15 protein-coding genes are annotated in these 17,891 nt (G+C 61.5%); 5 read left to right on the plus strand and 10 right to left on the minus strand.

All coding sequences use genetic code 11. The features are described 5' to 3' along the window. Positions 1-64 precede the first annotated feature (64 nt). The 3 genes from VF629_RS15680 to VF629_RS15690 all read right to left on the minus strand — a co-directional run bounded on the left by VF629_RS15680 (position 65) and on the right by VF629_RS15690 (position 1,794). Positions 65-565: a DUF2243 domain-containing protein gene (locus VF629_RS15680; RefSeq protein WP_331059431.1), complete on the minus strand. Its 501-nt coding sequence runs from the start codon at positions 563-565 to the stop codon at positions 65-67. Further along, a complete protein-coding gene (locus tag VF629_RS15685) occupies positions 526-765 on the minus strand; it encodes a hypothetical protein (protein ID WP_331059432.1) in 240 nt (79 codons plus the stop codon). Before VF629_RS15685 ends, VF629_RS15680 begins: the two co-directional genes overlap by 40 nt. Positions 766-984: 219 nt before the next feature. Continuing rightward, on the minus strand, positions 985-1,794 hold the full coding sequence (locus VF629_RS15690) for an AAA family ATPase (RefSeq protein ID WP_331059433.1): 810 nt from the start codon (positions 1,792-1,794) through the stop codon (positions 985-987). A 175-nt stretch (positions 1,795-1,969) separates the two neighbouring features. Between VF629_RS15690 and VF629_RS15695 the strand changes: the two genes are divergently transcribed. After that, positions 1,970-3,664 carry an ABC transporter substrate-binding protein gene (locus VF629_RS15695; RefSeq protein ID WP_331059434.1) on the plus strand — a complete coding sequence of 565 codons (1,695 nt, stop codon included), beginning with the start codon at positions 1,970-1,972 and terminating at the stop codon, positions 3,662-3,664. 197 nt (positions 3,665-3,861) lie between these two features. After that, on the plus strand, positions 3,862-4,371 hold the full coding sequence (locus VF629_RS15700; RefSeq protein WP_331059435.1) for an alpha/beta hydrolase: 510 nt from the start codon (positions 3,862-3,864) through the stop codon (positions 4,369-4,371). Between the two features lie 226 nt (positions 4,372-4,597). Here the strand turns inward: VF629_RS15700 and VF629_RS15705 are convergent, their stop codons facing one another. From VF629_RS15705 to VF629_RS15720, 4 genes are all read right to left on the minus strand, one after another. Further along, positions 4,598-5,131: a DUF6438 domain-containing protein gene (locus VF629_RS15705; protein WP_331059436.1), complete on the minus strand. Its 534-nt coding sequence runs from the start codon at positions 5,129-5,131 to the stop codon at positions 4,598-4,600. Positions 5,132-5,263: 132 nt separating this feature from the next. Then, positions 5,264-7,051 carry a membrane protein insertase YidC gene (gene yidC / locus VF629_RS15710; RefSeq protein WP_331059437.1) on the minus strand — a complete coding sequence of 596 codons (1,788 nt, stop codon included), beginning with the start codon at positions 7,049-7,051 and terminating at the stop codon, positions 5,264-5,266. A 155-nt stretch (positions 7,052-7,206) separates the two neighbouring features. After that, positions 7,207-7,452, minus strand: a complete 246-nt coding sequence (locus tag VF629_RS15715; protein WP_331059438.1) for a GIY-YIG nuclease family protein — start codon at positions 7,450-7,452, stop codon at positions 7,207-7,209. 87 nt (positions 7,453-7,539) lie between these two features. Next, entirely contained in the window at positions 7,540-9,183 is a 1,644-nt protein-coding gene (locus VF629_RS15720; RefSeq protein WP_331059439.1) for a CTP synthase, read from the minus strand. Positions 9,184-9,419: 236 nt separating this feature from the next. Here VF629_RS15720 and VF629_RS15725 point away from each other — a divergent pair, with 236 nt between their 5' ends. The 3 genes from VF629_RS15725 (at position 9,420) to VF629_RS15735 (ending at position 13,212) form a co-directional block, all read left to right on the plus strand. Next, complete coding sequence (locus VF629_RS15725; protein ID WP_331059440.1) at positions 9,420-11,033, plus strand: Na+/H+ antiporter; 1,614 nt, start codon at positions 9,420-9,422, stop codon at positions 11,031-11,033. A gap of 112 nt (positions 11,034-11,145) precedes the next feature. Beyond that, on the plus strand, positions 11,146-12,579 hold the full coding sequence (locus VF629_RS15730) for a D-alanyl-D-alanine carboxypeptidase (protein ID WP_331059441.1): 1,434 nt from the start codon (positions 11,146-11,148) through the stop codon (positions 12,577-12,579). A 48-nt stretch (positions 12,580-12,627) separates the two neighbouring features. Next, positions 12,628-13,212, plus strand: a complete 585-nt coding sequence (locus VF629_RS15735; protein ID WP_331059442.1) for a hypothetical protein — start codon at positions 12,628-12,630, stop codon at positions 13,210-13,212. 171 nt (positions 13,213-13,383) lie between these two features. On the opposite strand, the gene VF629_RS15740 is transcribed toward VF629_RS15735, so the two are convergent. From VF629_RS15740 to VF629_RS15750, 3 genes are read right to left on the minus strand one after another with little or no spacing between them, the layout of a single operon-like run. Further along, a complete protein-coding gene (locus VF629_RS15740; RefSeq protein WP_331059443.1) occupies positions 13,384-15,204 on the minus strand; it encodes a cytochrome-c peroxidase in 1,821 nt (606 codons plus the stop codon). Further along, positions 15,204-16,121 carry a leucine-rich repeat domain-containing protein gene (locus VF629_RS15745; RefSeq protein ID WP_331059444.1) on the minus strand — a complete coding sequence of 306 codons (918 nt, stop codon included), beginning with the start codon at positions 16,119-16,121 and terminating at the stop codon, positions 15,204-15,206. Before VF629_RS15745 ends, VF629_RS15740 begins: the two co-directional genes overlap by 1 nt. Further along, positions 16,118-17,785, minus strand: a complete 1,668-nt coding sequence (locus VF629_RS15750) for an alkaline phosphatase PhoX (RefSeq protein WP_331059445.1) — start codon at positions 17,783-17,785, stop codon at positions 16,118-16,120. Before VF629_RS15750 ends, VF629_RS15745 begins: the two co-directional genes overlap by 4 nt. Between the last annotated feature and the right edge of the window lie 106 nt (positions 17,786-17,891).

The following is a 17,891-nucleotide window of genomic DNA, read 5'->3' on the forward strand; positions in this document are numbered from 1 at the left end:
TTCAGCTAGCTACTTGGCTCTCCGAGAGTGCCTAACAAGTTGCAATTGCCGGTTTTCGCATGCGCTACGCATTTCTGGCCGGCACAACATCTGCTCGTCCAGCGCGCACCAATGCCCACCCGATGAACAGTTGCAGGAGGCCAACAGCCAGGAAGCCCAGGTCGGCGGGCAAGTGGTTGGCGGTGTACTCGTACACGTGGTGCAGGCCCAGCAGCTCGTGGTCAATGACCCCTTCGATGACATTGAACAGGCCCCAGCCCAGTACGAGGCTGCCCGCAAAAGTGCGCCCCGACCACGGCACGTCGCGCCGGTTTCCCACGTTCCAAAGCAGGCGCAGCCCCAGGGCCGTCATCAGCCACACCGCAGCGTGAAAAATGCCATCCCAATACATGTTGACCTTGGCATCGACGAGGTTGTTGGGCGGCAGCTTGCCCGACAGCATGTTGTGCCACTGCAGAATTTGGTGCAGCACAATGCCGTCGACAAAACCGCCCATGCCGGCGCCCAGCAAGATGCCGGCTGCAATCAGTGGGGCGCGGTGCTGGGTAGGGGAGGTGTTTTCCATGGCAGACGTTTGGGCGAGTAATAGAGCAGCAGGCTGCCGCCCACTAGCAGCAGAATGGGCAGCAGCAGGACCAGAGCCGTGGTCGAGTAAGCCGGCGTGTAGATGCCCGCCTCCACTTTGGGCCGGCACACCGCACACCCCAGCGCCGCCGTCGCGGAGGCCACCATGAGGCTGCACAAACCAATGAAAAATCTCCACATAAACGACGGCGAGTAATGGCTGGAACCAAAAGCTACGCGCCGCAGCCAGATGGAGTTGTAACAGGTCAGTAGCACAGTTGAGCTTGGCTAGCTGCGGCTTGCGGCGGCATATAATGCAAAAAGCCGCCCAGTAGGGGCGGCTTTCTTGGTGTGGTTGAGGCTACTGCGTTAGGCGGCTTGGCTTGCGCTGGGCTCGTCACATACGGGTTTTATGCTTCCTTAAATCCGTTCGTCCTCGGCGGTTTCTTCGGGGCGGGCTTCCACGCTGTTCTTTTCCACGATTTCGCGGGCCAGGTTGAGGTAGCTGATGGAGCCTTTGCTCTCGGCGTCGTGCATGATGACGGGGATGCCGAAACTGGGCGACTCGCTCAACTTCACGTTGCGCGGAATGATGGTGTCGAACGCCAACTGCTGGAAGTGCATGCGCACCTCTTCCACTACTTGGTTGCTCAGGCGCAGGCGCACATCGTACATCGTAAGTAGAATGCCTTCGATTTCGAGGTCGGTGTTGAGGCGGCTCTGAATGATTTTGATGGTATTCAAGAGCTTGCCCAAACCTTCAAGGGCGAAATATTCGCACTGCACCGGGATGATGACCGAGTGCGCCGCTGTAAGGGCGTTGACGGTGATGAGGCCCAGCGAGGGCGAGCAGTCGATGATGATGAAGTCGTACTGCTCGGCGAGGGGGCGCAGGGCCTCCTTCATTTTCTCTTCGCGGTTGGGCAGGTTTATCATCTCCACCTCGGCACCCACCAAGTCAATGTGGGAGGGCATGAGGTCGAGGTGAGGCAGGATGTTGGTGGGCAGGATGATGTCCTGGGCATTGATGCCGTCCACCATGCACTCGTAAATACTGTTTTGGATGTCCTTGGGGTCGTAGCCCACGCCGGAGGTAGCGTTAGCCTGGGGGTCGGCGTCGACGAGCAGGGTCCGGTAGTCCAGGGCGGCCAGGGAAGCCGCGAGGTTGATGGAGGTAGTGGTTTTGCCCACCCCGCCTTTCTGATTGGCTACCGCGATGATTTTTCCCATGAGTCTCTGTAGTTGTCAGTTGTTCGTTGTCAGTTGCTAGTGGTTTGTTGCTTCATCGTCAGTTAGTGGGCGTTTCAGGGCCTTTCAACTAACTACTGACAACGAACAACCGACAACTAAGAACTAATAACTTTTGCCGTAGCATTGCACAAAGATACATTCTTTCCCTGTTCGCATGCCCCCTTTTTTGGCTCGTTGGGCTGTCTTATTGGCTAAACCGTTTGGATTCTGGCTGGTGCTAGTGGCGCTAGTTGGCTGTCACGACGCGGCCCGTCCGGCTGCCGACGAGCGCCGCGTGTTTCGCTACAACCAGCCCGAAGCCCTCACCTCCCTCGACCCGGCGTTTGCCCGCAACCAGGCCAACTCCTGGGCCGTGTCGCAGCTATACAACGGCTTGCTGGCACTCGATTCGACCCTGCTGCCGGCCCCCGCGCTGGCGCGGCGCTACAGCATTTCGCCCGATGGGCGGCGCTACACCTTTGTGTTGCGGCCCGGCGTCCGGTTTCACGACAGCGAGGTGTTTGCGGGCGGCAAAGGCCGCGTGGTCACGGCTGGCGATTTTGTTTATTCCTTCAAGCGCATTCTGGACGCGGCCACGGCCAGCACCGGCGGCTGGATTTTTCGCGGTAAAGTCCTTGAAAAACCTGACGGCAGCCCCAGCGACACCTGCTTCGTGGCGGCCAATGACTCTACGCTCCGCATCCATTTGAAGGAGCCGTTCGTGCCGTTTCTGGGAATTCTGACCATGCCTTATGCTTACGTGGTACCCCGCGAGGCCGTGGCCAAGTACGGCAAGGACTTCCGCGAGCACCCGGTGGGCACGGGCCCTTTTCGGTTCAAGCTGTGGGACGAAGGCAACGTGCTGCTCTACGAGCGCAACCCCGCTTACTGGCGACGCGACGAGCAAGGCCGTCCGTTGCCCTACCTCGATGCCGTGGCCATCAGCTTCCTAGCCGACCGCAAGACCGAATTCCTGACTTTTCAGCAAGGCAAGCTAGACTTCCTCTCGGGCATTCGGGCGGGCTCGCGCGACCTGATTATGCACCCCGACGGCACCGTGCGGGAAGACTTTAAGGGCAAGTTTCGAGTGGAGAAAGTGCCTTACTTGAACACGGAATACCTCGGCATCCAGCTCGATTCGGCCAACCTGACCGGCGAGCAGGCCATCCAGGGCCGGGCCCTGCGCGACCGGCGCGTGCGGCAAGCGCTCAACTACGCCCTCAATAAGCCCGAAATGCTGACCTACATTCTCAACCGGGTGGGCCGGCCGGGCACTTCAGGCTTTGTGCCGTCGGCGTTGCCTTCCTTCTCTGAAAAAGAAGTGCCCGGCTATTCCTACCAGCCGCAGCGGGCAAGGCAACTGCTGCGCGCCGCGGGTTACGGCCCCCAGCGTCCGCTGCGTCTGCGCCTAAGCACCGTGCTGGAGCGCAAGGAGATAGGTGAGTATTTGCAGAAGCAGTGGGCCGATGTTGGTGTGCAAGTACAAATTGACATCAACCAGTCGGCGGCGCAACAGGACCTCGTGGACAACGGCCGGGTGGCCTTCTTCGCCAAAAGCTGGCTGGGCGACTATCCCGATGCCGAAAACTACCTGGCCCTGTTCTACAGCCCTAATTTCAGTCCCGCTGGCCCCGACAAAACGCACTTCAAAAGTGCAGCCTATGATAAGCTGTACGACGAGGCTCGCCAGACCCAGGACGTGGCCAAGCGTACGGCCCTCTACCAAGCCATGGACCGGATTATCGTGGAAGAAAGCCCAGTCATCAGCCTCTATTACGACGAGGTGGTGCGCCTGACGCAGAACAACGTGCGCGGCCTCGCGCCCAACCCCATGAACCAGCTCTTGCTGGAACGCGTGCGCAAGGAGTAGCCTCCAGACTCCGCTATCTGGGGTGGCGCTTATGAGTCTGATTACTACCTTTCACCCATGATGGCCCGCTTCTGCACCTTGCTACTGGTCCTGCTTTCGGGGCTGATGTCGAAGTTCACGGCGCAAGCGCAGCCGACCCGTTAACTGAGCCGGAGCCGCTGGCCATTGGTCACACGTTCAGCATTACCTCAACGGCCTTGGGAGAGAAGCGGCGCATCAACGTGTACCTGCCGGATGGGTACGCTGAATCGGCCACGTTGCGCCTGCCCGTTCTCTACATGCCGGATGGCGGGATAAAGGAAGATTTTCTGCACGTGGCGGGCTTGGTGCAAGTGCTGGTGGGCAACGGCACCATGCGGCCCTTTATCCTGGTCGGCATCGAAAACACCGAGCGGCGGCGCGACCTCACGGGCCCAACCACCAACGAGGAGGACAAGAAAATTGCCCCGCGGGTGGGCGGTGCAACGGCATATAGGGCATTCATTCGCAACGAGCTGATGCCGGAAGTGAAGCAGCGCTACCGCACTACCGACGAAACCGCCATTGTGGGCGAGTCGTTGGCTGGGTTGTTTGTCGTCGAAACGTTGCTGCTAGAACCTACGCTGTTCGACACCTACTTGGCCTTCCGACCCCAGCCTGTGGTGGAACAACGAAGACCTCACGCAGCAGGCCAGCACACTGCTGCAAGCTGCCGTAACCAAGCCTAAAACGCTGTACCTGGCGAGCAGCAGCAACGGAGGAATTGCCGCGCCCATTGCCCGCCTTACCAAGGCGCTGGGTACCAAGCCTGCGCGCAACATCACCTGGCACCACGACGCCATGCCGCAGGAAACGCACGCTACCATTTATCATCCGGCCGCGCTTCAAGCTTTTCGCATGATGCTGAAAGCGCCTACAGTTTCCAAGCCGCGCTAAAAACTGACGTAGTGTTACTTACCGTTCGGGGTTGACGCCCACCTGGGCCAGCTTGTCGAACTGGGTGATGAAGTAGGCGGTAAGCGCTTGCACGTTTTCGGGCGCGCCTTCCTCCACCACCACCGTTTTGAGCTGGCCGTTGGGCTGCCGGATGGCAATGATGGTGCTGGGCAGGTCGGTGGTGCCGCGCGAATACTTGTCTTGGAACTGCTCGAAACGCGCTTCCTTGGCCATGCGCAGCAGGTCGGCCACCGCGGCGGCGGGCAGCTTAAGCTCCTGCTGGCCCATCAGAGGCACGGCTCGGCGGCCCTCATAGGCCACGCGGCCATTGGCGTACACCTGCATTGTGTAAGTGGGACAGAAGCCGAAGCACGGCGTACGCTCGAAGGTGATGACGGGTCCGGCTTCGTTCTTGGCCTTGGTGCCGGGCTTGGCGGCGCTGGGTTTTGCGCTGGGTTTCGTCGCGGCCTTGGCAGGGGTAGCCTTCTGGGCGCAGGCCGGCAAAGCCAGGCCACTGGTCAGCAGAAGGAAGGAAACAGCGAAGTAGCGCATGGCGGGAAGGAAAAGTGAGCAGCGGCGGAAGGTGCAGGCCTGCGAAAGTAGGCAAACAAAAAACCGGCAGAACGAAAACCGTGCCTACGGTTCCGTCCTGCCGGCTTGCTCGGCTGGGCCGAGGCGGTGATGCTAGGACTGCTTGCGTTTGGCCTGGGCCTCGCGCTCCTGCGCGGCTTTCATGGCTTCGGCGATGCGGCCTTGCAGGCCACCGGGCTTCTTGTCCTTGTTCTTGATTTTGTTGGCGTCGAGCTGGGCGCGGATTTTAGTGTCATCCACGAAAGCCTTGGTGAGGGCCTGCTGGGCAAACGTCACCACGTTCGACACGAAGTAGTACCAGGTAAGGCCGGCCGCAAAGCTGTTCAGCACGAACAGGAAGATGATGGGCATCAAGTAGCTATAAGTTTTCATCGGGCCTTGCATGGCCGTGTTGGTCTGGTTGCTCTGCCAGGTCATGAGCAGGGTAGAGGCCGTCATGAGCAGCGTGAACATGCTGATGTGGTCGCCGTACCATTTCACGTAGAAGGGCAGCTTGGCAAACACGTCGTAGCTGCTCAAGTCCTTGGCCCACAGGAAGCTCTGCTGCCGCAGCTCGATGGCGTTGGGGAAGAACTGGAACATGGCAAACAAGATGGGCAGCGTGAGCAGCGTGGGCACGCAGCCGGCCAGGGGCGACACGCCGAAGGTCTGATAGAGCTTCATCGTCTCCTGCTGCACCTTGGTGTTGTCGTCGCCGTACTTGGCCTTCAGCTCGTCAATTTCCGGCTTCAGCACTTTCATGCGGGCCTGGCTCTCGTAGGTTTTGTAGGTGAGCGGCCACGTGACCAGCTTGATGAGTACCACCAAAAGCAGAATGATGATGCCGTAGGAGCTGATGTACTGCTCCAGGAAGTGGAACACCGGCAGCACCACAAACAGGTTCACCCAGCGGAACAGGCCCCAGCCCAAGTACACGTTGCGGTCGAACTCGGGGGCCACATCTTTCAGCAGGCTATAGGAGTTTGGCCCGAAGAAAAAGCGGTACTGGCCGCGGCCCTGCGCCACCTCGGTCACCGGGAGGGTGAGCGTGGTGCTCAGGGTTTTGATGGTGCTCGAATCGGCTAGGTTCACGGCCGAGTTGAACGCGCCGCCGCTGAAGGGCTGTTGGTCGGCGATGAGGCCGGCCACGAAGAAGTCGTGCTTGTGCGCAGCCCACTTTACCGGACCGTTGGCCTTGTATTCCTCAGGGCTCTCGCTGGCTTCGGTCAGGGAGCCTTGGTCGCCAGTGGCCAAGTAGTGATTGATGGTGGTGTGGTTGCGGTTCTGCTGCAAGTCCTGCTCGGTCTGCCGCACGCGGTCCACGAAGGTGAACGTGAGCGGCTCCTGGGCCACGGTGCGCTCCAGGCCATTAAGGCGCAGGTTGTACTTCAACTCGTAGCTGTTTTTGGGCAAGGTATAGGTCTGCACCACGCTACCGCCGGCCACCGGAGCCGTGAACGTGGCCACCGACTCGCCGCCCGTGCCCTGCACCACTACCGACTGAAACACTAGGTCCGAAAACTTGATGGTTTTGCCGTCCACGGTGCGGAAGCGGGTATCCATCCGGGCGCTGCTGGCGTCAAACAAATCCAGCGGCTTGCCGGAGAAGGTCTTGTACTTGCGCAGGCGCACGGCGGCCACGCGGCCACCGCGGGTCGAGAACGTCACGTCGAGGTTCTCGTTGGAAACCACCACGTCCTTCACCGGGCCGGCAGTGGTATCAAGGGCAGCTTCAGCGGCCAGGGCTGGAACCGCGGCGGGCGCGGCGGCCGGGGTAGTCGCGGCAGTGGTGGCGGCTGGTTTGCTGGTGGCTTCCTTCTCCACCTTGGGGCTGAAGAAGAACAGGTACACGAGGAGCAAGGCCGCTATGAGAAAGAGGCCGGTTGCTGAATTTTTATCCATTACAAAAAGAGGTTGCGAAAGGGCAAAGGTACGGAGCAAAGGGCCTCACCTGTCATTGCGAGCGCAGCGCGGCAATCCGTCCCCTCGATGCGACTAGCCCTAAGATGTGACAAGCCCTTTACTCGGCTAGTTCATCCCAAGCAGGATTGTTGGTGTTAATCAAGGTCAGCTTTTTGGCCCCTCGAGCCAGCCTTGAGCTGTTTCTCGCGGGCAATGGCGGCTTTGATGTCAGGGAAAGTCTCAAAATGTACCAGCTTGTACACGTTGTATTTTTTGGTAAAGCCTTCATGCTTGCCCGATTTGTGCTCGGCCACGCGCCGAGTTAAATCGTTGGTAACACCGATGTAGAAGACCGTGTGGTTGGCGTTAGTGAGCAGGTAGACGTGGTAAGTGCGCAGCATATTTTAGGCCTTATCACATCTCAAAGCTGGTTGCGTTTACAGGACGGATTGCCGCGTTACGCTGCGCTCCACTCGCAATGACACGTTTTACCCTTTGCGGTGTTGAATGGCGGCCCGCACGAAGCGCGTGAACAGCGGGTGGGGCTGCTCCACGGTGCTTTTCAGCTCGGGGTGAAACTGGCCGGCCACAAACCACGGGTGGTTCGGCAGCTCAATCACTTCAACAAGACCCGTGTCGGGATTAGTGCCCGTCATCTGCATGCCGCCCTCCTCAAATTGGTTGAGGAACTGGTTGTTGAACTCGTAGCGATGCCGGTGCCGCTCGCTGATGTGGTTGCGGCCATAAGCTTTGGCCGCGCGCGAGCCGCGGCGCAGGTCGCAAGCGTAGGCGCCCAGGCGCATGGTGCCGCCTTTTTGGGTGATGTTTTTCTGCTCCTCCATCATGGCAATGACGGGGTTAGGCGTGAGCGCGTCCATCTCGGTGGAGTTGGCGTTGTGCAGGCCCAGCACGTGGCGGGCGTACTCTACCACGGCCACTTGCATGCCCAGGCAGATGCCGAAGAACGGGATGTTGTTTTCCCGCACGTAGCGCACGGCGGCAATCTTGCCTTCAAAGCCGCGCTCGCCGAAGCCGGGCGCTACCAGCACGCCGTCGCAGCCGTGCAGCAGGCCGGCAATGTTGTCGTCGGTGATGTGGTCGGACTGAATGCTGCGAACCGTCACTTTGCACTCGTTCTGGGCCCCGGCGTGCACAAAAGCCTCGTTGATGGACTTGTAGGCGTCGGGCAGCTCCACGTACTTGCCCACCAGGGCAATGGTCACCTCCTCGGTGGGGTTTTTGAGCTTGCCGAGGAAGTCTTTCCAGGCTTCCAAATCGGGCAACTGGGTGCCGCCGGTCATTTTCAGGCGCTTAATCACCCGCTCGTCCAGCCCCTCCTTGCGCATGAGCAACGGCACGGAGTAGATGCTGTCGGCGTCGAGGCTTTCGATGACGGAGTTGATTTTGACGTTGCAGAACAGCGCAATTTTGCGACGCATCTCCATCGGAATGGGGTGCTCGGAGCGGCACACCAGGATGTCGGGCTGCAAGCCGGCTTCGCGCAAGTCGCGCACCGAGTGCTGGGTGGGCTTGGTTTTCAGCTCGCCGGCGGCCTTCAAGTAAGGCAGCAGCGTGAGGTGAATGACCAGCGAGTCGGAATCGGCTAGTTCCCAGCGGAGCTGGCGCACGGCCTCCACGAAGGGCAGGCTCTCGATGTCGCCGATGCAGCCGCCGATTTCGGTGATGACCACGTCGAACTGACCGTTCTGGCCCAGCAGCAGCATGCGCCGCTTGATTTCGTCGGTGATGTGGGGCACCACCTGCACGGTTTTGCCGAGGAAAGCGCCTTCGCGCTCGCGCCGGATGACGTGGTCGTAGATGCGGCCGGTGGTGACGTTGTTGGCCTGCGAGGTGGGCGTGTTCAGGAACCGCTCGTAGTGGCCGAGGTCGAGGTCGGTTTCGGCGCCGTCGTCGGTCACGTAGCACTCGCCGTGCTCGTACGGGTTGAGCGTACCGGGGTCGATGTTGATGTAGGGGTCGAACTTCTGGATGGTGACTCGGAACCCGCGGGCCTGCAGAAGCTTGGCCAGCGAGGCGGAAATAATTCCTTTGCCGAGTGAAGAAGTGACGCCGCCGGTAACGAAAATGAATTTCGCAGCCGACGCGGAGGGGGGATTGGAGCGTTCGGGCATGACGGGGGTCAAAAGTACGGCGCCCGAAATTGGGATGCGGAAAAAAAGCGCACTCAAGCCAACTCAAGGCGGGGAAACCGAACCCAAATTCGCCCTTAAGCCCGTCATGCAGAGCGCAGCGAAGCATCTCGCCCGCGGCAGTAATGTTTTGCTTAACGATTGAATTAGTATTGCAGGCGAGATGCTTCGCTGCGCTCTGCATGACGTTTCTTTGGGCCGTTCCTCATACCGTTTTGATGCTGCACGAAAACTTACTACTCATTCTGGGGCTGCTGTTCGCCGTTTTTTTGCTCGTGATGCTGGGGCAAAAGCTGCGAATCTCCTACCCCATCTTCCTGGTATTGGGCGGGTTGGTAATGGGCTTTGTGCCCGGCCTGCCCCGCATTGCCATCGAGCCCGACCTCATCTTCCTCATCTTCCTGCCGCCGCTGCTCTACGAAGCGGCCTGGAACACCTCGTGGCGGGACTTCTGGCGCTGGCGGCGGCCCATTGGGCTGCTGGCGTTTGGGCTGGTACTGTTCACGTCCGTCATCGTGGCCTACGTCTCGCGCGCCATGATTCCGGGCTTCACTCTGGCGCTGGGTTTCCTGCTGGGCGGCATTATCTCCCCGCCCGATGCTGTGGCCGCGGCTTCGGTGCTCAAGGGCATCAAGGTGCCCAAGCGCGTGATGGCCATCCTCGGCGGCGAAAGCCTGCTCAATGACGCCAGCAGCCTGATTGTGTTTCGGTTTGCGCTAGCCGCGGTGCTCTCGGGCAGTTTTGTGTGGCAGGACGCGGCCCTGAGCTTTGCCGTAACCAGCAGCATGGGCTTGGTGGTGGGCGTTGGCGTGGCCTACGTGTTTTACCTCATTCACAAATACCTGCCCACCACGCCCAGCATCAACACCGCCCTCACACTGATGGCGCCCTACGTGATGTACCTGCTGGCCGAGGAATTCCACTTTTCGGGCGTGCTGGCCGTGGTGAGCGGCGGGCTGCTGATGTCCTTTTTCTCGCACGCTGTGTTCGACGCCAGCACCCGGCTGCAGGCCAACGGCGTGTGGGCCAGCCTAAGTTTCGTGCTGAACGGCTTGGTGTTCATTCTCATTGGCTTGCAGCTGCCCGTGGCGGTGGAAGGGCTGGGCAATTATTCGCTGCAGGAAGCCATTGTCTACGGGCTCATCATCAGCTTCATGGTCATCGTCATCCGGCTGCTGTGGATGTACCCGGCGGCGTTTGTGCCGCGCTGGTGGAGCTACACCATCCGCACCAACGAGGTGAGCCCGGGCTGGCAGGGGCCGCTGGTGCTGGGCTGGGCTGGCATGCGGGGCGTGGTGTCGTTGGCGGCGGCGCTGTCGGTGCCGCTGCTGGCCAATGGGCAGCCGTTTCCGCAGCGCAACCTGATTCTGTTCATCACCTTCGTGGTCATTCTGGTGACGCTGGTTTTCCAAGGGCTCACGCTGCCCGCACTGATTCGTTTCACCAAGCTCGACGAGCTGGACGAGCCCGTGCCACCCGAAGAGCAGGAAGCCGGCGTGCGGCTCCGGCTGCGCAAAGCCGCCGTTGCGCACCTCAAGCAGCAATACGCCGACGAAACCAGCCGCAACCGCCTCATTAGCCGCTTGCAACAGCGCATGGAAAACGAAATCCAACTGACTTCACAGACCTTGGAATCGATAGAAATCGACGAGACGCAGCGCGAGGCCCTGCACCAATACCACCGGGTGTTGCTCGACATCCTGCGGGTGCAGCGCGAAGAGCTGTTTGTGATGCGCCGGCACAACGTGTTCGAAGACGAAGTGCTGCGCCAACAGGAGGCCCAGCTCGATTTGGACGAGGCCAAAGTGCTTCACATCGAACAACCTGAGTAGGAGGTGCTCCGGAGCACTGGCCCCAGCCGCCGGGTGTGGCACGGCTTTGGCGCGGGGTCGCGCGCTCCAGTACCTTTCCGTATGGGCTCAAAAGCTGCTTAACTTGCGTCACGTGCACCGTTTCCTCTATTTTATCTTGCTGCTGTCGCTGGGTTCGGCTCATCTCACGGCCTGCGCTCAGAATTCGCAAACGTCCGTTGCGGGCACGTCGGCCACGGCCCAGCGGCTGCCCTGGCTCGATTCGCTGCTATCGGCTTCGGCCATTTTGCGCCAGCACCAAGTGGGCCTGAGTCTGGCCTACGCCGACAGCACCCAGCCTTTCTACGGCTACCAGGAGACCAAATACTTCACCCCGGCCAGCACCATGAAGCTGTTCAGTTTCTACGCGGGCCTGCACCTGCTCGGCGACTCGCTGCCCAGCCTGCGCTACTTCAGCCGCAACGACACGCTGTTTTTCCAAGGCACCGGCGACCCCACGCTGCTGCACGGCGACGTGCCCAGCCGCCGCGCGTACGCCTTCCTGGCCAAGCGGCCCGAGAAAGTGCTGGCCTACACCGACATCAAATGCGTGACGCCCTTCGGCCCCAGTTGGACCTGGGATGACTACGGCTACTACTTCCAACCCGAGCGCACTCCTTTTCCCATTTACGGCAACACGGTGCGCTTTTATGCCGCCGCGCCAGTTCCCCCCAAGGCGCGAGCCGGTGGCGTAGCCGCGGCGCGGCCGGCCTTGGCGCCCTTGCCGCGGGTGCGGGTGCTGCCGCGCTACTTCGCGCCGCTGGTGAGCCCGGCCACGCGCGACTTGCTCACGCCCGGCCTCGACAAAGACACCCACGTGCTGCGCGACCCGCTCGAAAACCGCTTCCACGTGCTGGCTTCTACTAAAAAGTGGGTCGACGAAACGCCCTTCATCACCAGCCGCGGGCTGATGCTGCGGCTGCTGGGCGACACCCTGCGCCGGGCCACCAGCAGCGCCGCGTGGCGCCCGCGCCCGGGTCTGGACTCCATTCGGACGCTGCACGGCTTGCGCGTCGACTCGCTCTACCGGCGCATGCTGCGCGTGAGCGACAATTTCCTGGCCGAGCAACTGCTGCTCATGTGCAGCACCAAAATTGGCAACCACGACTCGCTCAGTACCGGCCGCGTCATCCGCTACGCCCGCCAGAACCTGCTGACGGGCCTGCCCGACCCGGTGGTGTGGGTGGACGGCTCGGGGCTGTCGCGCCTCAATCTCATTACGCCGCGCACGCTCACTGCGCTTTTGCTCAGGCTGCACCAAGAAGTACCTGAGCGTCGCCTGTTGAGCCTATTGGCCGCTGGCGGGCACCAGGGCACCCTGCGCAAGCGCTACCACGACGCGGCCGGCACCTGGGTGTGGGGCAAAACCGGCACCCTCAGCAACAACCTGAACATGTGCGGCTACCTGCGCACCAAAAGCGGCCGGCTGGTGGCCTTCAGCTTCTTCAATAACAACCACGTGGTGGACAGCTACCCCATGCGCAACGAGGTAGAGCGGGTGCTGCGCCAGGTGCGCGAGCGGCTGTAATAGGACGCGGCTTTTTTTACTAAAGAGGTATATTTAAAACCAAACACCATGAAAAAGACGCTAAGCATAGTAGCCTTACTGCTCATCGGTATCCCAGCTGGCGCAGTGTTAGAAGGCTGCACTGACTGCCCACTTACAGAGACTGAAAAGTTTTTCGATGTGCAGGGGATAGTTCTAAATGCTTTCCGGGCTACTCCCTACCAACCGGTCATTTCAGGGGAATCAGTAGCCGCTGCTGATATAAGAATGGAGGTACGACCACAAGCTCGTTTCTATAGCTTTCGAGCGCGTCCGTCTGGTTGGCTGCCGGCCGCTTACGCCTGCGAGCCTAGCCAGCTACCCGGCTATTCGGGCACTACGGAGGCGCTGGATTCCTTGGAAGTGCGTTGCGTGTACGCGTATGATGCGGCTCATCCGGCCGGCAGTTCGGTCAACGATTTGCTGGTTAATCAATCCAGTGGGCGGGTTTTGCCAGCAGTCCCTGAGCGCGGCACCAAACCGGAGCTAAACGGCTTACCGCTGCAACTAGCCCAAGCTCCCGCCCAGGCCGGCCCGCAGCAGTTTGCGTTACGCTACCGCCTCACCAACGGCGAAACGTACACCGCCCGCACACCGGTTTTCACGCTGCGCTGACCCTAGGGCAGGTACGAGCTAAGGTTGACAGGCATCTTTCAACCATTGACGTGCTTCGTGCAGCACCAAATTTGAAACACAGTTACCTGAGTCAGCCATTACTTGGCTACTGGCAGGGATTTGCTGGCGTTGATAGCGGGTCGATTGAAAAGTTGGGAAACCGCTGGCTGATTAATACGCCACTTCCTGGGAGTCCGACAACGACTTGATGAAGGCGATGAGGGCCTGCTGCTCGGCCTGGCTCAGGTTCAGGCGGTCTTCGGCCAGGGTTTGGGTGGGCACGGTGAGGCCCAGGCCGGTCCCGCCGCCTCGGTTGTAGAAGTCCATTACCTGCTCCAGGGTCTGGTACACGCCGTTGTGCATGTAGGGCGCGGTGAGGGCGGCGTTGCGCACGGTGGGCGTTTTGAAGGCGTGCTTTTGGTGGGCCACGCCGTAGAGCAGGAACTTGCCGGGGTCGGCGTCCAGCACGGGGTGCAGGGTGTCGGCGGTGGTGGGCACGCCCAGCACTTCGCTTTCGGATTTGTCGTAAAGCGGCGGCACCGTGCCGTTGAACAAGGGCATGTAGTGGCAGGTGCCGCACTGGGCCTTGCCCATGAACAGGTTGAAACCGAGTACTTCCTGGCGGCTGAGCACCGTGGTGTCGCCGCGCAGAAACTGGTCGAAACGACTATTGAGGCGGACCAGGGAACGGACGTAGGCCGCCACCGCCCGCCGGATGTTGCGCTCCGAAACGGGCTGCTTTTCACTGGCAAACGCTTGGGCAAACAGCTTGGGGTACGCGCCTTTTTTGCGCAGCACGGCGGGCGCCTCGCTCAGCTGGCCGCCCATTTCGGCTTTGTTGGACACCACGGCGTGCACCTGGTCTTCCAGGAAGTGCACCCGGCTGTCGTAGAACTGGTCGGGCTGCAGGGCGGCGTTCAGCAGGGTGGGGGTGTTGCGCTCCAGGCCGGCATCGGCCAGCAGGGAGCTGTTCACTTTCAGGCCGTCGACGTAGGCCCGCTCGGGGGCGTGGCAGCTGGCGCAGGAGCGCCCCGCCTTGCCCGACAGCAGCGGTTCTTTGAACAAGGCTTCGCCCAGTTTCAGCACGGCTGGCGTGGGTTGAGCGGCGTCGGCGGGCGCAAAAAAGGATGGGTCGAAGGCGTCGGCCACGAAGTAGCCGGTGGCGTTGGCCCGCACCGCCCGCTTGGCCGCCACCGGCGGAATCTGCAGTTGCACCTGGGCCTGCCGGAGCGCCGCCAAAGCCGGGTTGAAGTAGCGCACGAAGAAATGGGCGCGGTCGAAGCTATTGAAATCCTGCCGGGGGGCGGCCGCAGCGGCCTCGCAGCGGGCCAGCTGCGTGGTCAGGGCGGCGGGTACTCCGAACACGGCCAGCACCTCGCGGCTGGCTTTGAGCGTGGCGGCGGCTTCGGGCAGCGAGGCGTGCGCGGCGGGCGAGTCGAAGCCCGACACGCCCTTGGCCGCCAAGCGGTAAAGGTTCAGCCGGACGGCGTCGAACACCTCGGCGTCGCCGAAAGCCAGGAACGGCACCTGCTGCTCCAGGCGGCGCACTTCGAAGAGCATATTGTCCAGCTCCTGACGAATCTCGTCGCGGTTGGCGCGGGAGTCGGGGGCGGCGTACACGTACTCTTCCAGCACCTGAAACCCGGCGGGCGGAATGACTTCGCCCGGCTCGCCGGGCTCGGTTTCGGGCAGGGCGGCGCCGTTGAGGCGCGTGGCGGCGTGCGGGTAGTAGTACTCAATGGCAAATTCCAGGTGCTTGTATTCACGGCGGCAGGCGGCAAACTGGGCCCGCAGCGCGGTGGTGTCGGCCTGGTAGGCGCGCTCCTGGAAGCGCGCCAACGCAGTGTGCAGTTGGCGCAGGTGCCCGTCGTAGTAGTCCTTCACCTGGTCAGTTGGCCGCTTGTGCAGCACGGCAAACGACAAAAAGCCCGCCGCCAGCACCAGCAGCAACGGGCGGACCAGGCCAGGGAAACCAAACAAGCGGGAAGGCATCAGAAATAAAGTTTAGCGCCCGGCAGGTCCGTTTCGGCTTGGCGGCGGGTTTCGGCCGTGAAGGCGTTCTGCTTCACGATGACCGTTTTCAGCCGCTTCAGCCGGCTCAGCGAGCGGGGCAGGGCCGTGAGTTGGTTGTCGTTGAGAATCAGCATTTCCAGTTGGTGCAGCTTGCCCAGGCTCTTGGGCAGCTTCTTGAGTTGGTTGCCCGACAGAATGAGCACCTTCAGGTTCTGGCAGTTGCCGATGCTGGCCGGCAGCTCTTCCAGCTGGTTGTTGGACAGGTTCAGCTCTTCCACCTTGGTCCACGCGCCAAGCTGGGCGGGCAGGCTTTGCAGCTTGTTGTCGTTCAGGTACACGTAGCGCAGGGCGCCCAGCGCGCTCACCGATTCGGGCAAAAACAGCAGCTGGTTGTGCGACACGTCGCAGTACTCCAGCTTCGCCAGCCGCCCCAGCTGCTCGGGCAGCGAGGTGAAGTTGTTGTAGGCGCTCATCAGGAAGCGCAGGCTGTCCAGGTCGCCGATGCTGGGCGGCAGCTCGGTCAGCACGTTCTGCTCTATCTGCAACTGGCGCAGCCGCTGCAGCTTGCCCAAATTCGGCGGCAAGTCCAGCAGGCCGTTTTTGTTCAGAAACAGCACCCGCAGGCTATCGAGCTGGGTGAGGTCTTCGGGCAGGTGGCGCAGGTGGTTTTCGTGGGCAAACAGCAGGCGCAGCCGCCGCAGCTGCCCCACGCTGGGCGGCAGCAGCTCCAGGCCCTGGCCGCGCAGGTTAAGCTCGGTGATGCGACCGGGCTGCCCCAGGGCCTGGGCCAGCGAAAAAGAAATGTGCGGACCACCTTGCGCCAAACAAGTGTTGCCCTGCACTAGGTGCAGGGCAACAAATAGGATGAAAAAACCAGAAATCAGGCGGTTCCTCACTGCTTAATGAACGGACGGGTAGTGGTGGTGGTAGCGGTTTTGATGACCAGGTTGTAGTACCCGTTTTCAAGCTTGCCCACCGGCACTTTCAGCGTGTTCAAGCCCTGGCCCAGCGTGGCCGACTGCTCCAGCACGCGGGCGCCCAGCGGGTTAAATACGGTCAGCGTGGCGGCTTCCTTGCGGCTGTGGGTGAGCTGCACGTTCAGGTCCGCGCCGTTCACCGGGTTCGGGAACACGTCGGCTTTGGCCAGCTCCACCTTGCTTTTCGCGCTCAGGGCCGTGCCCAGGGTGCCCTTGCGGCCAATAACCAGCGCCGTGGACTTGTTGAACACTACCGATTGGCCGGCTGCGTCCACCGTGGCCAGACTATTAGCGGGGCCGGGGCTTTGAATCGAGATGAACATGAACCGCTCGTCGGGCGAGAAGGTCATGCCCGTGGGCTCGCAGTCGGCGGGCGTCACGGCGAACACCTCCACGGCGGGCGTGGCCTGCGTGTGGCAGGGCTTAATCAGCCACACGTGGTTGCGGCCGCCGTCTTGCAGCACGTACAGGTTGCCCAGCGAGTCGAAGGTGAGGTTGTCGTTGCCGGTGCGCCACAGCTCCGAGATGCTGCCCGAGCCGTAGTTGATGGTGTAGGCCTGGTTGGTGTTGGTGGGCGTGTTGCCTGCAAAAATTTCAAAGTTGCTGAACGTGGTGCCAGTGGCGCCGCTGTCGGTGAAGCGGTAGATGGTGCCGGGGCCTTTGGCCGTGAAGTAAATCTGGCCGGTCAGCGGGCTGATTTCAACGTCTTCCACGCCGTTGAAGCTCGTGGCGCCCAGAGCGCGGGCGGCAACCGTCGTGTTGTTGCATTCGGTCGGCGTCGAGTTCGGTACTTGAATCCAGGTGCCCGCGGTGCCCGTGCTGTTGAGCTGCAGGGCGTAGAGCGTGCCACTGCCGAGCTGGCCGGCCGTGGTGGCCACGTACTTGTACACGAAGCTGTTGGTGGGGCCGTCGTCGGCGCCTTGGTAGGCGGTGCGCTGGTCGGCGGCCACCACGATGTTCTCGTGCTTGAGGCGGCCCATGCGCCAGAGCTTGTCGGGGGTGCCGTCGCCGTTCTGGTCTTTCACGGTGTGGGTAGCTGGGTCGATTTCCACGTTCCAACCGGAGTCCATGTAGCCGTCGCCGTTGGTGTCAACGGGGTTGGTGGGGCCGGTGCTTTCCTCGCAGGTCACAATCGAGCTCCAGGGCGTCACCGTGCCCGAGCAGTTGTTGATGGTGCCGATAACCGGGGCGAAGTTCACCGGGTGCTTGGCCGTCACGCCCCACAGCTTGGTGGCGGCGTTAAAACCCAGGCTGAGCATGCTCACGCCCGAAGTGGTGCCGGAACCCTCGTGGTTGATGGAGAGGTAGCCGTTGGTGCTGCTGCCGGCGATGGGGGCGTAACCCGTGAAGTCGAACGATTCCAGCACGTTGCCGTCGGCCGCGTTGGTGTAGGGGCTGCCGCCCTGCACCAGCATCTGGAAGGTGTGGGTGGCCGGCAGGCGCAGGTCTTGCGGCTGCGTGGTGGGCTCCACCGAGGTAAACTGGCTGATGTGGCCGGCGGGCAGGGTCGGACAGGCCGTCTGGGCCAGGGCTTTGCCGCCACCCAGCAGCGCGGCTAACAGGAGAGTAGGAGTAGGTTTCATAGGGGCCTTTTGAACCGTTGATTGAGGCCGCAAATACGAAACGCACTGTTGCTTCTGGTTTACACCAAAATGAACCGTAGATGAACTGATGCATGCCAAGCCCTGG

It is taken from the genome of Hymenobacter sp., assembly GCF_036388155.1.
Taxonomy (GTDB): domain Bacteria; phylum Bacteroidota; class Bacteroidia; order Cytophagales; family Hymenobacteraceae; genus Hymenobacter.

Bases quoted from the DNA above. Each gene is read 5' to 3' on its own strand.
- VF629_RS15685 (WP_331059432.1), bottom strand. From the start codon at position 765: ATGTGGAGATTTTTCATTGGTTTGTGCAGCCTCATGGTGGCCTCCGCG.
- VF629_RS15740 (WP_331059443.1), bottom strand. From the start codon at position 15,204: ATGCCTTCCCGCTTGTTTGGTTTCCCTGGCCTGGTCCGCCCGTTGCTG.
- yidC (WP_331059437.1), bottom strand. From the start codon at position 7,051: ATGGATAAAAATTCAGCAACCGGCCTCTTTCTCATAGCGGCCTTGCTC.
- VF629_RS15750 (WP_331059445.1), bottom strand. From the start codon at position 17,785: ATGAAACCTACTCCTACTCTCCTGTTAGCCGCGCTGCTGGGTGGCGGC.
- VF629_RS15720 (WP_331059439.1), bottom strand. From the start codon at position 9,183: ATGCCCGAACGCTCCAATCCCCCCTCCGCGTCGGCTGCGAAATTCATT.
- VF629_RS15705 (WP_331059436.1), bottom strand. From the start codon at position 5,131: ATGCGCTACTTCGCTGTTTCCTTCCTTCTGCTGACCAGTGGCCTGGCT.
- VF629_RS15735 (WP_331059442.1), top strand. From the start codon at position 12,628: ATGAAAAAGACGCTAAGCATAGTAGCCTTACTGCTCATCGGTATCCCA.
- VF629_RS15715 (WP_331059438.1), bottom strand. From the start codon at position 7,452: ATGCTGCGCACTTACCACGTCTACCTGCTCACTAACGCCAACCACACG.
- VF629_RS15690 (WP_331059433.1), bottom strand. From the start codon at position 1,794: ATGGGAAAAATCATCGCGGTAGCCAATCAGAAAGGCGGGGTGGGCAAA.
- VF629_RS15725 (WP_331059440.1), top strand. From the start codon at position 9,420: ATGCTGCACGAAAACTTACTACTCATTCTGGGGCTGCTGTTCGCCGTT.
- VF629_RS15680 (WP_331059431.1), bottom strand. From the start codon at position 565: ATGGAAAACACCTCCCCTACCCAGCACCGCGCCCCACTGATTGCAGCC.
- VF629_RS15695 (WP_331059434.1), top strand. From the start codon at position 1,970: ATGCCCCCTTTTTTGGCTCGTTGGGCTGTCTTATTGGCTAAACCGTTT.